Annotated in this window: 12 protein-coding genes; 11 read left to right on the plus strand and 1 reads right to left on the minus strand. The window is 65.6% G+C overall.

The window, feature by feature from the left end; all coding sequences use genetic code 11:
- Window positions 1-57: 57 nt before the first annotated feature.
- Complete coding sequence (locus AB3X95_RS02915) at window positions 58-1629, minus strand: mannose-1-phosphate guanylyltransferase/mannose-6-phosphate isomerase (RefSeq protein ID WP_217710592.1); 1572 nt, start codon at window positions 1627-1629, stop codon at window positions 58-60.
- A gap of 92 nt (window positions 1630-1721) precedes the next feature.
- Between AB3X95_RS02915 and AB3X95_RS02920 the strand changes: the two genes are divergently transcribed.
- The 11 genes from AB3X95_RS02920 (at window position 1722) to AB3X95_RS02970 (ending at window position 15312) form a co-directional block, all read left to right on the plus strand.
- The gene (locus tag AB3X95_RS02920; protein WP_176119823.1) at window positions 1722-2006 is read left to right on the plus strand and encodes a hypothetical protein; all 285 of its coding nucleotides are present in this window, start codon (window positions 1722-1724) and stop codon (window positions 2004-2006) included.
- A 230-nt stretch (window positions 2007-2236) separates the two neighbouring features.
- Window positions 2237-3634, plus strand: coding sequence for an undecaprenyl-phosphate glucose phosphotransferase (locus AB3X95_RS02925; protein WP_368597444.1), 1398 nt, complete (start codon window positions 2237-2239; stop codon window positions 3632-3634).
- Between the two features lie 81 nt (window positions 3635-3715).
- Window positions 3716-5161 (plus strand): UDP-glucose/GDP-mannose dehydrogenase family protein, encoded by a 1446-nt coding sequence (locus tag AB3X95_RS02930; RefSeq protein WP_368620614.1) that lies wholly within the window; start codon window positions 3716-3718, stop codon window positions 5159-5161.
- A gap of 36 nt (window positions 5162-5197) precedes the next feature.
- Entirely contained in the window at window positions 5198-5650 is a 453-nt protein-coding gene (locus AB3X95_RS02935; protein WP_176367297.1) for a low molecular weight phosphotyrosine protein phosphatase, read from the plus strand.
- Entirely contained in the window at window positions 5647-6849 is a 1203-nt protein-coding gene (locus tag AB3X95_RS02940) for a polysaccharide biosynthesis/export family protein (protein WP_368620615.1), read from the plus strand. The genes AB3X95_RS02935 and AB3X95_RS02940 overlap by 4 nt, the downstream gene beginning before the upstream one ends.
- Window positions 6850-6989: 140 nt before the next feature.
- Window positions 6990-9188, plus strand: coding sequence for a polysaccharide biosynthesis tyrosine autokinase (locus AB3X95_RS02945; protein ID WP_368620772.1), 2199 nt, complete (start codon window positions 6990-6992; stop codon window positions 9186-9188).
- 56 nt (window positions 9189-9244) lie between these two features.
- A complete protein-coding gene (locus AB3X95_RS02950; protein WP_176119818.1) occupies window positions 9245-10186 on the plus strand; it encodes a glycosyltransferase family 2 protein in 942 nt (313 codons plus the stop codon).
- Window positions 10183-11343, plus strand: a complete 1161-nt coding sequence (locus AB3X95_RS02955) for a glycosyltransferase family 4 protein (protein WP_368620616.1) — start codon at window positions 10183-10185, stop codon at window positions 11341-11343. The genes AB3X95_RS02950 and AB3X95_RS02955 overlap by 4 nt, the downstream gene beginning before the upstream one ends.
- A 3-nt stretch (window positions 11344-11346) precedes the next feature.
- Window positions 11347-12849: a glucose-6-phosphate isomerase gene (locus tag AB3X95_RS02960; protein WP_368620617.1), complete on the plus strand. Its 1503-nt coding sequence runs from the start codon at window positions 11347-11349 to the stop codon at window positions 12847-12849.
- Window positions 12846-14075 (plus strand): glycosyltransferase family 4 protein, encoded by a 1230-nt coding sequence (locus AB3X95_RS02965; protein ID WP_368620618.1) that lies wholly within the window; start codon window positions 12846-12848, stop codon window positions 14073-14075. The genes AB3X95_RS02960 and AB3X95_RS02965 overlap by 4 nt, the downstream gene beginning before the upstream one ends.
- Window positions 14076-14145: 70 nt before the next feature.
- Window positions 14146-15312 carry a glycosyltransferase family 4 protein gene (locus tag AB3X95_RS02970; protein ID WP_176367292.1) on the plus strand — a complete coding sequence of 389 codons (1167 nt, stop codon included), beginning with the start codon at window positions 14146-14148 and terminating at the stop codon, window positions 15310-15312.
- Window positions 15313-15473 lie beyond the last annotated feature (161 nt).

The raw sequence follows: 15473 nt of genomic DNA on the forward strand, positions 1-15473 counted from the left end.
CCGCGGCCGCCTGGCGCCGCCGCAGGGTCCCGCATCGTTATCGCGGCCGGTCGCGCGTCATTGCCGTCCGTAGGTATCGTCGAAGCGCACGATATCGTCTTCACCGAGGTACGAACCGGACTGCACCTCGATCATTTCGAGCGGCATCTTGCCCGGGTTTTCGAGGCGATGGGTGGTGCCGAGCGGAATATAAGCCGACTCGTTTTCAGACACGATAAAGCGCTCGTCGCCGCGCGTGACGAGCGCGGTGCCGCGCACGACGATCCAGTGCTCCGCGCGATGATGATGCATCTGCAACGACAGCCGCGCACCCGGCTTCACGACGATCCGCTTGACCTGGAAGCGTTCGCCGGTGTCGACGGAATCGTAGTTGCCCCACGGGCGATGCACCTTGCGATGATTGGCCGCTTCGAGCCCGCCATCCTCGCGAATCCGGTTGACGATCTTCTTGACCTCCTGCACGCGTGATTTATCGGCAACGAGAATCGCATCGGCGGTCTCGACGACGACGAGATCCTGCGTGCCGACGCAGGCAATCAGTCGTCCTTCGGAATGCGCGAAGGTCGAGTTCGCACCTTCGAACATCACGCGGCCGCGGCTCACATTGCGATCGGCGTCCTTCTCGGAGATGTCCCAGATCGCGTCCCACGAACCGACGTCGGACCAGCCGGCCATCAGCGGCACGACCACGCCCGACGCGATGCTCTGATCGGCGCCGAGCTTTTCCATCACCGCGTAGTCGATCGAATTCGACGGCGACGCGCCGAACGCATCGCGTTGCAGCCGGAAGAAGTCGCCGTCCGCCGTGCTGCCCGCGAAGGCCGCTTCGCATGCTTCGTAAATGGCCGGTTGAAAATGGCGAATTGCTTTGAGCCACGTCGATGCGCGCACGATGAAAATACCGCTGTTCCACCAGTATTCGCCTGATTCGACGTAGTGCCGCGCGAGTTCCAGATGCGGCTTTTCGACGAAGCTGTCGAGGCGGTGCGCGACGAGGCGCGCCGATGCATCGGTCTGTCCAACATCCTGCGCATCGTCAGAACCGAGCGGCGCGCCGATGCGGATATAGCCGTAGCCGGTTTCCGCGCGCGTCGGCACGATGCCCATCGTCACGATCCGGCCGGCGGCCGCATGCTGGACGCCGGCGGCGACCGCCGCGTGAAAGCCTGCGCTGTCGGTGACCGCGTGATCGGCGGGCATCACGACCATGATGCCGTCTTCGTCCTGCGCTGCGACGGACAACGCGGCCACCGTCAACGCGGGCGCGGTGTCACGGCCTACCGGTTCGAGTATCAGCCGGCTCGGCTTGCCGCTCGTGCGCAACTGTTCGGCCGTCGTGAAGCGCTGCTCTTCGTTGGCGACGACCACGAGCTGGCCGGCGAGCGGATAGCCGGCTTCGAGCCCATCGAGACGGCGGGTCGTCGATTGCAGCAGCGACTCGTCGCCGAGCAGGCCGATCAGCTGCTTCGGATGCTGCTCGCGCGACATCGGCCACAGCCGGGTGCCCGAGCCGCCCGCGAGAATCACGGGATGAACCTTGAGCTTGACGCTGGTTCCGGATGGGGAGGTGGACGAAGGGGCGGCGGTGGGCCGGGTGCCGGCGGGCGTGACAGGGGCCGGAGCTGTCATGGTGAACTCTCCTCGAGGCTGGATGAATGCGTCGAGTTTTATCACGAAGTCGAGAATCAATAAAAGCGCGTTAAATACAAATCGGATAAAGCGTGCCTCGAATCTATTCGAAATGCCGGAAAAAATGTGCCACCGATGGATTCAAAAATAAAAATTACCGGAAAAAAATCGACAAGCATTTTTTTCGCTTAATGATGCGCAAGAATGATGACACTCATGGAGCCGGGCGTCCCCGGCAGAACTGTTGGAAAAGCGCAAGTTTCGGTGGGCAAGGCCTCGGATGGGCGGGTGGGAAACCGCTGTCGAGCCTGATTGCGGCAAAAATTACCTCTCAAAATGCACAAAAAAATGCCGAAATTTTGACCGATACAATTTGAGATTTTTTACGGCCTTGCCGTGCGAATTTTAATACCGCTTTATTGAGGCATGTACAAGGGTATTCACTCATTCGGCCGCAGTTTTTCCGCGGTGGTCTATTCATGCGCATTCAGTCCAATTCGGCCGCGAGGCAAATGGGAAATAAAAACGCAATGGTGAAACCCGCATGCAACACCCATTTCAACCAACCGACGGATCGCACTTTGACTGACGAACAGAGGGGCGGCGCATGCTGAGCGTTCTAGCGAGAATCATCGACATAGCCATGGTCGCGCTCGCCGCGATGGTGGCGGCGGCCGTGCACAGCGGCGGAGCGGTATGGCTCGACGATATGCAAAGCGTGTCGCTCGCGTTCGGCTGCCTGCTGGTGGTGGTGTTCTTCCCGGCGCTCGGCATCTATCAGTCGTGGCGCGGCAAGCCGCTCTACGATCTGCTGTCGCGCGTCACGGGCGGCTGGCTGATGGTCGAAGTGACCGGCGTGCTGATCAGCTTCAGCGTGCACCGCGCCGACAGCCTGTCGCGGCTGTGGCTCGTGTACTGGGCGCTCGCGTCCATCGTGCTGCTGGTCGTCACGAAGCTGATCGTCTATTCGATCCTGCGCGGACTGCGACGCGAGGGCTTCAATCAGCGTGCGGTCGCGATCGTCGGCGGCGCGCCTTACGGGCGCTTCCTCATCGAACAGATGCAGGGCCGGCCGGAAGCCGGCTTCACGCCCGTGGTCGTGTTCGACGAGGACGGCACGATCAATCCATATGAAGACCCGGACGCGGCGCACGCGGTCGCGGGCGTGCCGGTCGAGCGCGACTATCAGCGCATGATCGAGCTGGTGCGACAGCGCTCGATCCGCGAGCTGTGGCTCGCGCTGCCGATCTCGAAGGAGAAGGCGATCCATCGCTTCGTGAGGGATCTGCGCAACGACTTCGTGAACATCCGCTTCATCCCCGATGTCGGCAGCCTGACGCTGTTCAATCAGCCGATGGTCGAGCTGCTCGGCGTGCCCGCGATCAACCTCGCCGCCTCGCCGATCACCGATCTGCGCGTGCTGCCCAAGCGCGTGTTCGACAGCCTGTTCGCGCTCGGCGCGTTGCTCGCGCTGTCGCCGCTGATGCTCGTGATCGCGCTGATGGTGAAGCTCAGCTCGCCGGGACCGGTGTTTTTCCGCCAGCGCCGCAAGGGCATCGACGGCCGCGAGTTCGAGATCTTCAAGTTCCGCTCGATGAAGGTCCACAAGGAAGCGGCCGGCCAGATCACCCAGGCGACGCGGCGCGATCCGCGCATCACCGCGGTCGGCGCGTTCCTGCGCCGCACCAGCCTCGACGAGCTGCCGCAGTTCATCAACGTGCTGCGCGGCGAGATGTCGGTGGTAGGTCCCCGTCCGCACGCGCTCGAGCACGACGACATCTACAAGGATCTGGTGAAGGGCTATATGCACCGCTACCGGATCAAGCCCGGCATCACCGGCTGGGCGCAGATCAACGGTTATCGCGGCGAAACCGACCGCATCGAAAAGATGATGGGCCGCGTGAAGCTCGATCTGTACTACATGCAGCACTGGACCTTCTGGCTCGACATCAAGATCGTCGTGCTGACGCTGTGGAAAGGCTTCGCGGGCAGCAACGCCTATTGAACGTGGAGCGCCGGGCCGCGCCGATGCCGCGCATCGCGCGAGCGCATTCCTGAATCAACTTTATTTATCGAGGTGCAATCCATGAACCTGACGATCATCGGTAGCGGCTATGTCGGCCTCGTGACCGGCGCATGTCTGGCCGACATCGGCCACGACGTGTTCTGTCTCGACGTCGATCAACGCAAGATCGACGTGCTCAACAACGGCGGCGTGCCGATCCACGAACCGGGTCTGCAGGAGATCATCGCGCGCAATCGCCGCGCGAAGCGCCTGACGTTTTCCACCGACGTCGAGGCCGCGGTCGCGCACGGCGACATCCAGTTCATCGCGGTCGGCACGCCGGCCGACGAAGACGGTTCCGCCGACCTGCAGTACGTGCTCGCCGCTGCGCGCAACATCGGCCGCCATATGAACGGCTTCAAGGTGATCGTCGACAAATCGACGGTGCCGGTCGGCACCGCGTCGCGCGTACGCGAAGTGGTCGCCGCCGAGCTAACCGCGCGCGGCGTCGAGCAGATGTTCTCGGTGGTGTCGAATCCGGAGTTCCTGAAGGAGGGCGCGGCGGTCGAAGACTTCACGCGGCCCGATCGCATCGTGCTCGGCTGCGACGACGACGTGCCCGGCGAAAAGGCACGCGAGCTGATGAAGCGCCTGTATGCGCCGTTCAATCGCAATCGCGAACGCACGCTGTATATGGACGTGCGTTCCGCCGAGTTCACCAAGTACGCGGCCAACGCGATGCTCGCGACGCGCATCTCGTACATGAACGAGCTCGCGAATCTGGCCGATCGCGTCGGCGCGGATATCGAGGCGGTGCGCCGCGGCATCGGTTCCGATCCACGCATCGGCTACGACTTCCTGTACGCGGGCTGCGGCTATGGCGGCTCGTGCTTTCCGAAGGACGTGCAGGCGCTGATTCGCACCGCCGCCGATCACAGCGCAAACCTGCGCATTCTCGAAGCGGTGGAAGCGGTCAACGACGCGCAGAAGCAGATCCTCGCGCAGAAGATCGTCGCGCGTCTCGGCGAGGATCTGTCGGACCGCACGTTCGGCGTGTGGGGTCTCGCGTTCAAGCCGAACACCGACGACATGCGCGCGGCGCCGAGCCGCGAGCTGATCGCCGAACTGCTGCGCCGCGGCGCGCGCGTGAAGGCCTACGACCCGGTCTCGATCGACGAAGCGAAGCGCGTGTTCGCGCTCGACCTGAAGGACGTGCCGCAGCAGCATGCGCGCCTGTCGTTCGTGAACGAGGAGATGGAAGCGGCGAGCGGCGTCGATGCACTCGTGATCCTGACCGAATGGAAAGTCTTCAAGAGCCCTGACTTCGACGCGCTGAAGCGCATGCTGAAGACGCCGCTGATTTTCGATGGCCGCAATCTGTACGAGCCGGATGTGCTGCTCGAACTCGGCATCGAGTATCACGCGATCGGCCGGCGGCACGCATTGCGCAATGCGCCGGCACGGGTCGGCGCGAACGGCGCGCTGCATGCGGTGGACCTCGCCGCCGCGGAAATCTCTGGCCGCTGAGGCCATTGCGACCGCCGCCGCGCGAGGAAATCCGCCATGTTCGCCAACGTTCTGATCGTGTGTCACGCCAACGTGTGCCGCTCGCCTGCCGCCGAGATGCTGTTCAAGGCGCGTCAGGCGCGCGCGCCGCGCCCGGGCGCCGCGCCGATCGCGTTTCATTCGGCGGGCATTCGCGCGGTCAATGGCCACGGCATGGACCCGGTGATGCGGCGCCTGCTCGAAGAGCGCGGCGTCGCGGCCGGCCTCCATCACGCGCGGCGTCTCGACCGCTCGCTCGTGCGCGCGGCCGATCTCGTGCTGGTGAGCGAGCGCGCGCAGGTGAGCAAGGTCGAAGCGCTCGATCCGTCCGCGCGCGGCAAGGTCTATCCGCTCGGCAAGTGGGAAGCCGATTCGGACGTCGCCGATCCGCACGGCGGCGCGGAAGACGAATACAGGGAGAGTCTCGTGCTCATCGAACATCTGGTCATGGGATGGCTGAAAAAAATATGAAGCAACCCCGCATCGAAAACTCATTCGCGAGCTTGCGCACGAAGCTCGCCGCCTCACTTCTGCTGACGTCTTTTCTGTCGGCCTGCGCGACCGCACCGGGCAATTATCTCGACACGTCGCGGCTCAAGGACAACGATCAGGCGCCGAGCGAAACCTATCCGGTCCATCTGATCGACGCGAACCTGATCATGGCGCAGGCGCAAGCCGCCGCCGCAAAAACCGAGCCGTTGCCGCCGTCGGCGCTGTCCGATCCGTCGCTGTACGTGTACCACCTCGCGCCGCAGGACATTCTCGGCATCACCGTGTGGGATCACCCCGAACTGACCACGCCGCAGGGCAGCACCTTGTCCTCGGGCGGCAACACCACGCAGACGATCGCCGGCGCGTTGCAGCAGCCGTATACGGCCGCGCTGCCGGGCCAGGCCGATCCGTACGGCCAGACCATCGCCGCCGACGGCACGATCTTTTTCCCGTTCGTCGGCCGCATCCAGGCCGCGGGGAAGACCACCACCCAGCTGCGCGATCAGCTCGCCGCGCGCCTCGTGCCATATATCCGCAACCCGCAGGTCGACGTGCGCGTGCTGTCGTATCGCAGCCAGAAGGTGCAGGTCACCGGCGAAGTGAAGCAGCCGGGACCGCTCGCGCTCAGCGACGTGCCGCTGACGCTGGTCGACGCGATCACGCGCTCGGGCGGCACCAACCCGGACGCCGACATCCAGCGCGTGCGCCTCACGCGCAATCACAAGCTCTACGTGCTCAACGCCGATCGCATGCTCGATCAGGGCGACACCACGCAGGACGTGATGCTGCAAAACGGCGACGTGGTCAACGTGCCGGACCGCACCGACAGCCGCATCTTCGTGATGGGCGAAGTGAAGACGCCGACCCAGGTGCCGATCATCCGCGGCCGCATGACGATCGCCGATGCGCTCACGCAGGGCGGCGGCATCCTCAATACCGACGCCAATCCGCGCCAGATCTTCGTGATGCGCGGCATGCGCGAGCATCCGACCACGCCCGAGGTGTTCCGCCTCGACATGACGCAGCCGGACTCGATCATGTTGTCTTCGCAGTTCCAGTTGCAGCCGCTCGACGTCGTGTACGTGGGCACCGCCGCGTCGACGACGTTCAACCGCGTGTTGCAGCAGGTGCTGCCGAGCGTGCAGACGCTGTTCTATCTGAAGCAGCTGACGCGCTGAACGTTTGGGCTGTAACGTCCCGCGCGCGCCGTTGTTGTCCGGGCGGCGCGGGACGCGCAACGAAAGCAGAAGTACCGCTGACGCGAAAGCCGAAGCCAACGACACGGGATGGAACAGTGAGCAATCAACTCTCTCCACACATGGCTGGTCCGATCAAGACCGAAGAAGAAGACGTCGTCCTCGGACAACTGGTGCAGGTGATCCTCGACGACATCTGGTGGCTGCTCGCGATCACCGCGGTCATCGTCACGATGGCGGTCGCGTACTGCTACCTCGCCAAGCCGACTTATTCGGCCGATGCGCACGTGCGCGTCGAGCCGTCCGACAGCATGTCGCAGGCGCTCACGCAAACGCAAACCGGTGCCGCGATCACCAGCGGCTCGACGTCGCTGCCGACCGACGCCGAGATCGAAATCATCAAGAGCCGTGGCGTGGTCGCCCCGGTCGTGCAGCAGCTGAAGCTGAACTTCAGCGTGACGCCGAAGACGATCCCGCTGCTCGGCAACATCGCCGCGCGCCTCGCCACGCCGGGCCAGCCCGCACGCGCGTGGCTGGGGCTCACGTCATACGCCTGGGGCGGTGAAGACGTCGAGGTCGATTCGATCGACGTGACGCCGTCGCTCGAAGGCGAGAAACTGCTGCTGCGCGTGATCGACGCGCAGCACTATGAGCTGTTCGCGGCGAACGGCTCGCTGCTGCTGCGCGGCGAGGTCGGCCAGCAGGCGCAGGGCGGCGGCGTGACGATAGTCGTCAACCAGCTGGTCGCGCGCCCCGGGCAGGAGTTCACGATCGTGCGCTCGAACGATCTCGACGCGATCACCGCGTTCCAGTCGGCGATCACGGTGCAGGAGCAGGGCAAGCAGACCGGCGTGATCCAGATCTCGCTGGAGGACAAGAGTCCGCAGCATGCGGCGCTCGTCGCCAATGCGCTCGCGCAGTCGTATCTGCGGCAGCACGTGTCGAACAAGCAGGCCGATGCGAGCAAGATGCTCGACTTCCTGAAGAGCGAGGAGCCGCGCCTGAAGGCCGACCTCGAACGCGCGGAAGCCGCGCTGACCGCCTACCAGCGTCAGTCCGGCTCGATCAACGCGAGCGACGAGGCGAAGGTCTACCTCGAAGGCAGCGTGCAGTACGAGCAGCAGATCGCCGCATTGCGGCTGCAGATGACGCAGCTCGCCGAGCGCTACGGCGACGACCATCCGACGCTCGTCGCCGCACGTCAGCAGATGGCCGAGCTGCAGGCGCAGCGCACCAAATACGCGGACCGTTTCCGCGATCTGCCTGCCACCGAAGTGAAGGCCGTGCAGTTGCAGCGCGACGCCAAAGTCGCCGAAGACATCTACGTGCTGCTGCTCAATCGCGTGCAGGAACTGTCGGTGCAAAAGGCGGGCACGGGCGGCAACGTGCATATCGTCGACGCGGCGCTGCGCCCCGGTGCGCCGGTCAAGCCGAAGAAGATGCTGATCATGTCGGCGGCGGTGATTCTCGGGCTGATCGCGGGCACCGGCTTCGTGTTCCTGCGCCGCAATCTGTTCAAGGGCATCGACGACCCCGATCACGTCGAGCGCGCGTTCCATCTGCCGGTGTTCGGCCTCGTGCCGCAAAGCGCCGAGCAGGTGCAGCTCGAAAACAGCTATGCGCGCGGCGGCGAACGGCTGCGTCCGGTGCTCGCGAATGCGCGGCCGAAGGACCTGACGATCGAAAGTCTGCGCAGCCTGCGCACCGCGATGCAGTTCACGCTGATGGACGCGCGCAATCGCATCGTGATGCTGACGGGTCCGATGGCCGGCGTCGGCAAGAGCTTCCTCAGCGTGAACCTCGCGATGCTGCTCGCGCATTCGGGCAAGCGCGTGCTGCTGATCGACGGCGACATGCGGCGCGGCGCGCTCGAACGTCAGATCGGCGGCGAGCAGGAGAACGGCATGTCGGAGTTGCTGAGCGGGCAGATCTCGCTGGAAGAGGCGATCCGCCCGTCGAACGTCGAGGGCCTGAGCTTCATTTCGTGCGGCCGCCGTCCGCCGAATCCGTCCGAGCTGCTGATGTCGCCGCGTCTGCCGCAGTACCTCGACGGCCTCGCGAAGCGCTACGACGTGATCCTGATCGACACGCCGCCGGTGCTCGCGGTGACCGATGCATCGATCATCGGCGCGTATGCGGGCTCGACGTTCTTCGTGATGCGCTCGGGCATGCACAGCGAGATCGAGCTAGCCGACGCGCTGAAGCGCCTGCGCGCGGCCGGTGTGCACGTGCAGGGCGGCATCTTCAACGGCATGCCGGCGCGCTCGCGGGTCGGCTACGACCGCGGCTACGCGGCGACCCAGGAATACCTGAGCACGTGACGCGCGCACCGCACCCCGGCACCGACTTCTGCACGACAGGAACAGAGGACATCACGATGAAAGTAACGGTACTGGTACCGACTTATCGCCGCCCGCCCGATCTCGCGCGCTGCCTCGCGGCGCTCGAGCGGCAATCGCGCGCGCCCGACGAAGTGATCGTGGTCGCACGCGTCGACGACGACGCGACCCATGCATGCCTGCGCGATCCGTCCACGCGCGGCCGCCTGCCGCTGGTGATCGCGCCGGTGGACATACCCGGCCAGGTCGCGGCGCTCAATCGCGGGCTCGATGCCGCCAGCGGCGACGTGATCGCGATCACCGACGACGACGCCGCGCCGCGCCGCGACTGGGTCGAGCGCATCGCCGCCGCGTTCGAAGCCGATGCGCGCCTGGGCGCCTTGGGCGGGCGCGACTGGGTGCACGAAAAGGGCCGCGTGCTCGACGGCGAGCGGCCGCTGGTCGGCAAGGTGACCGCGCACGGCAAGATCATCGGCAATCATCACCTGGGGGTCGGTGCCGCGCGCGAAGTCGACATCCTGAAGGGCGCCAACATGAGCTACCGGCGCGACGCGGTGCGCACGATCCGCTTCGACGCGCGTTTGCGCGGCGCGGGCGCGCAGGTGCACAACGACATGGCATTCAGCCTCGCGGTAAAGAACGCGGGCTGGAAGCTCGTCTACGACCCGCAGGTCGCCGTCGATCATTTCCCCGCCGAACGGTTCGACGACGACAAACGCGACGCGCAGACGATGGCCGCGCTGCGCAACGCCGCGTTCAACTTCCATCTGATCCTGCGCGACCAGTTGCCGCCGCTGCGCCGCGAAGCCGCGTGGTGGTGGTGGACGCTGGTCGGCACACGGCTTTATCCGGGCCTCACGCATGCGGCGCTCGCGCTGCTGTCGAAGCAGGCGCAGTTGCAGCTGTCGCGCTGGCGCGAGGTGCGCGCGGGCGCCCACGAGGCGCGGCGCGCGCTGTCGAAGAGCGGAGTGTCCGCATGAGTACCAAGGTTCATGTTCATCTGTTCTACGGCGCCGATCCGCGCTTTTATCGCAAGGGCGACGATATCGGCTGTCTGTATGGTTATCACCACGCGGAGTCCGAAGCATTCGCGCTGACCTATTCGCAAGACGCGCGCGAAAGTCGGCCCGTACGGCTCGTGCGGCGCGCGCTGAAGGCCGCGCTCGGCTTCGATTTCATCCATACGTGGCGTAATCGCGCCGAGATGCTGCGCTCGGACGTGATCTGGACGCATACCGAGCAGGAATGGCTGTCCGCCGCGCTGATGCTGCTGCTGTGCGGCCGCAAGGCGGGGCCCGGCGCGTCGCCGCTGCTGCTCGCGCAAAGCGTGTGGCTGCTCGACAAGTGGCCGTCGTACGGCATCGTGCGCAGCTGGCTGTATCGCAAGCTGATGACGCGCGCCGATCGGCTGACCACGCTCGCGAGCGAAAACGCCGAGCTATGCCAGGACTACTTCCGCCGCGATGCGACGCCGCTGCTGTACGGCCTGAACACGCGCGACTTCCCGGTCAATGCGCCGACGCAGTGGACGCCGCGCACGCCGCTGCGCATCGCGGCGATCGGCAACGACCGCGACCGTGACTGGGAGACGCTGATCAAGGCGTTCGGCAACGATTCGCGCTATTCGGTGAAGCTCGCGACGCGGCGGCGGATTCCCGCGTCGCTGCGCGCGTCGAATGTCGAGATCGCGCTGTTCTCCGGCATCAAGAAGCAACACGAGCTGTACGACTGGGCCGACGTGATCGTCGTGCCGTTGCGGCCGAACTCGCACGCATCGGGCATCACCGTGATGCTCGAAGCGGCGGCGGTCGGCAAGCCGATGGTCGCGACCGACGTCGGCGCGCTGCGCGACTATTTTCCCGCCGACGAAGCCGCCTACGTGCCGCCATTCATTCCAGAGGCGCTGCGCGCCGCGGTCGACCGGCTCGCCGCCGACCCCGCCGAAGCGCTGCGCCAGGCGCAGGCAGCCGCGGCCGGTCTGCTCGCGCGCGATCTGACCACCGAGCACTACGCGATGCAGTACGTGCGGATCACGCGCGAGATGCTGAGCGCGCGCGGGCAGGCGAGCGCGAACGCGGCCGCGGCCAGGCACGAGCAACGCGCCGCACCTGCGCGCGAATCGCGCGGAGGCCTCTAGGCGATGTCGACGATTCCGCGCGCGAACCCATTGCCGCCGGCCGGCGCGGGCAACGCCGGCGCCGCGCAAACCAATGCGAGCGGGCTGCTGTCCGGCGCAACGCGAGAATGGCTGCCGCCGCTGTTGCTGTGGCTGATCACTGCGGTGCTGATCGTCGCGCATCAGGGCACGGTGCTGACGCTCGCGTTTCCGGTGCTCGCGATCCTCACGGGCCTGTGGCTCTACTTCAAGAGCCCGGCGCGCTATATCGGCTTCATGTGGTGGCTGTGGTTCCTGAGCCCCGAAGTGCGGCGTCTCGCGGACTGGTCGAAAGGCGCGTTCACGCCGACCAGCCTGATCCAGGTCGCGCCGCTCGCCGTGACGATGATCAGCGGCCTGTCGCTGCTGCGCTACTACCGGCTGCTCGCGCAGCGCCGTGGTTTGCCGGTGCTGCTGATCCTGCTCGGCCTCGTTTACGCGTTCCTGATCGGCGTGATGTCGAGCGGGCCGCTTGCGGCCACCTACGACCTCGCGAACTGGCTCTATCCGATCCTGATCGGCTTTCACATCATGGCGCACACGCGCCAGTATCCGCAGTACCGCGACACGATCGTGGGCACGTTCATCTGGGGCATGCTGGTGATGGGCGGCTACGGCCTGATCCAGTTCTTCATCATGCCGCCGTGGGACGTGCTGTGGATGCTCGGCTCGCAGATGAACTCGCAGGGCGACCCGGTGCCGATGGGCGTGCGCGTGTTCAGCACGATGAACTCGTCGGGCCCGTTCGCGTTCGCGATGATGGGCGCGATGGTCTTCGTGATGGCCGCGCAGCACCGCCTGCGCTGGATCGCCGCCGGGCTCGGCTTCTTCTCGTTCGCGTTGAGCCTCGTGCGCTCGACGTGGGGCGGCTGGGTCATCGCGCTCTTCATCCAGCTGGTGAAGTCGAACAACAAGGTGCGCGTGCGCATCGTCGCGAGCGCGGTGCTGCTCGCCGGCTTCTGCGTCCCATTGCTAGCGGTCGGTCCGGTGGCCGAACGGATGCAGGCGCGCCTGAACACGATCGTCAACCTGCACGACGACCAGAGCTACGCGGCGCGTAACGAGTTCTACGCGACCTTCGCGAAGACCGCGTTTACCGACGTGTCGGGCGAGGGCATGGGCGCGACCGGCACCTCCACGAAGCTCTCCAACGACGGTGGCCAGCTCGGCCAGTACGGCAACTTCGACAGCGGCGTGATGAACATTCCGTTCGTGCTCGGCTGGCCCGGCACCTTGCTGTACATGTCCGGCATCGTGTGGCTGCTGACCCGCGCGGTGCTCGCGTCGTTCAGGCTGCGCGACGACAAGTTCGTCTCCGCGTGCCTGAGCCTGTGTCTGGCGACCTTCGCGATGCTCGTGTTCACGAACTCGCTGGTCGGCACCGGCGGCCTGCTGCTTTTCATGGGCGCTTTTTCGATTCTTTCCGCGGTTCACTACGAAAAAATGAACCGCGCACGCACGCTATTTCTCCACGGAGGCACGGATTGAGAGTCGCCATAGTCACGCACGTAGTGCGTCATAACGACGGCCAGGGGCGCGTCAATCACGAGATCGCGCGCGCGGCGCTCGACGAGAACATCCGCGTGACGCTGGTCGCGTCGCACGTGGCGCCCGAACTGCTCGCGCATCCGAACGTGCGCTGGGCGCCGGTGAAGATCGGCCGCTGGTGGCCGACCAATCTGCTGCGCCAGCAGGTGTTCGCTCTCAAGAGCGCGCTATGGCTGCGCGCGCATCGGCGCGACTACGACGTGCTGCACGTGAACGGCTTCATCACGTGGATGCGCGCCGACGTCAATACCTCGCATTTCGTGCATAGCGGCTGGTTCGCGAGCAAGTACTACCCGTTCGGTTTGACGAAGGGCGTGTGGTCCGCGTACCAGTCGGTCTATACGCGCTGCAATGCGCTGCTCGAACGCTGGGCGTACCGGCGCTCGAAGGTGATCACCGCGGTGTCGCAGAAGGTCGCCGACGAAATCCGCGCGATCGGCCTCACGCCGCGCAACCGCGTGGACGTGATCTACAACGGCGTCGACACGCAAGGCTTCGCGGCGGCGAGCGGCGATCGCGCGAAGTTTCGGTTGCCGGACGATGCGTTCCTGCTGCTGTTCGTCGGCGATCTGCGCACCCCGCGCAAGAATCTCGGCACCGTGCTCGCCGCGTTGAAGCATCTGCCCGAGCACGTGCAGATCGCGGTGGCCGGCTTTCTGCCGGGCAGCCCGTATCCGGAACAGGCGAAGGCGCTCGGCATCGCGCATCGGGTGCATTTTCTCGGGCTGGTGAAGGAGATGCCAGTGCTGATGCATTCGGTCGACGCGTTCGTGTTTCCGTCGCGCTACGAAGCGATGAGTCTGTCGCTGCTCGAAGCGATGGCGGCGGGCCTGCCCGTCGTGACCGCGCGCACCGCGGGCGGCGCCGAGATCATCACGCCGGAATGCGGCATCGTGCTCGACGATCCGGACGACCCGCAGGCGCTCGCTCGCGCGGTCGCGCAACTCGCCGGCGACGACACCGCGCGCCGCGCGATGGGTCAGGCCGCGAGCGAGCTCGCAACCGGCTTCGGCTGGGCGCGCATGGCCGCGCAATACATCGCGCTGTACCGGCAACTGGCCGGGCAACAGGAAAACCGCCGGCGCATCCAGACGGAGGCGACGGTCGTCGCGCAAAACGATGCGCTGACGCTGAATCAACTCGCCGGACAGAAGAGCGTGGAATGAACGCGCGAGCCGCGCCATCCACGCAACGACATAGCAACTCACCGCAAGCAACACACAGGGGCACACCATCATGACGACTGGCTCAATCAAATCACTGCAGATCGGGATGCACTGGTTTCCCGAACGCGCGGGCGGCCTCGACCGCATGTACTACTCGCTGGTCGGCGCGCTGCCGGGCGCGGGCGTCGCGGTGCGCGGAGTCGTCGCCGGCTCGCCGAAAGTCGCGGCCGATACCGGTGGCGCGATCAACGGGTTCGGCTCCGCCGCGCAATCGCTGCCGTTGCGGTTGATGGCGGCACGCCGCGCGCTGCGCCAGGAGATCCGCAGGTCGCGGCCCGACGTGATTTCATCGCACTTCGCGCTCTATACGTTTCCGGGCCTCGACGTGACGCGCGGCATTCCGCAGGTGTCGCATTTCCAGGGGCCGTGGGCCGACGAGAGCCACGTCGAAGGCGCCGATTCGCTCGGCCAGCGCGCGAAGCGTTATCTGGAGCAGTCGGTATACGCGCGTTCGTCGCGGCTGATCGTACTGTCGGACGCGTTCGGCAAGATCCTGACGACGCGCTACGGCATCTCACCGGAGCGCGTGCGCGTGGTGCCGGGCTGCGTCGACGTCGAGCAGTTCAATCTGCCGATCACGCAGGCCGAAGCGCGTCTGCGTCTGCAATTGCCGCAGGATCGGCCGATCGTGCTGGCGGTGCGACGGCTGGTGCGGCGCATGGGTCTCGAAGATCTGATCGATGCGGTGAAGCTGGTGAAACGCAGCGCGCCCGACGTGCTGCTGCTGATCGCCGGCAAGGGGCGGCTCGAAAGCGAGCTTCAGGCGCGCATCGACGACGCAGGGCTCGAACACAACGTGAAGCTGCTCGGCTTCGTGCCCGATCAGCATCTCGCGGCGCTATATCGCGCGGCCAATCTCAGCGTCGTACCGACGGTCGCGCTGGAAGGCTTCGGGCTCATCACGGTCGAATCGCTTGCGTCGGGCACGCCGGTGCTGGTGACGCCGGTCGGCGGATTGCCGGAGGCGGTGGCGGGCTTGTCGCCGGATCTGGTGTTGCCGGAGACCGGTGCAGCGGCGATCGCCGCGGGTCTCGCCGGCGCGTTCAACGGCACGCTAAAGCTGCCCGATGAAGATGCATGCCGCCGCTATGCGCGCGAGCGCTTCGATAACGCGGTAATCGCGAAGCGGGTCGCGGCGGTGTATGCCGAAGCGATCGCGGCGGACGCACTGCATTGAAGCGCTGTGGGCTATCGAAAAAAACAGGCTAAAAATAACGGCATTTTTCTGTCGAACTTGAGCCCGGATCAGCCCTGATTCACGAATTTTTCGACGGCGTCGACTTCGTCACGTTGACGTCACACATCCGCGACGATAATCCCCGCGCCCGAAAGTACAAA

The organism is Paraburkholderia sp. BR13444, from assembly GCF_040948755.1.
GTDB classification, from domain to species: domain Bacteria; phylum Pseudomonadota; class Gammaproteobacteria; order Burkholderiales; family Burkholderiaceae; genus Paraburkholderia; species Paraburkholderia youngii.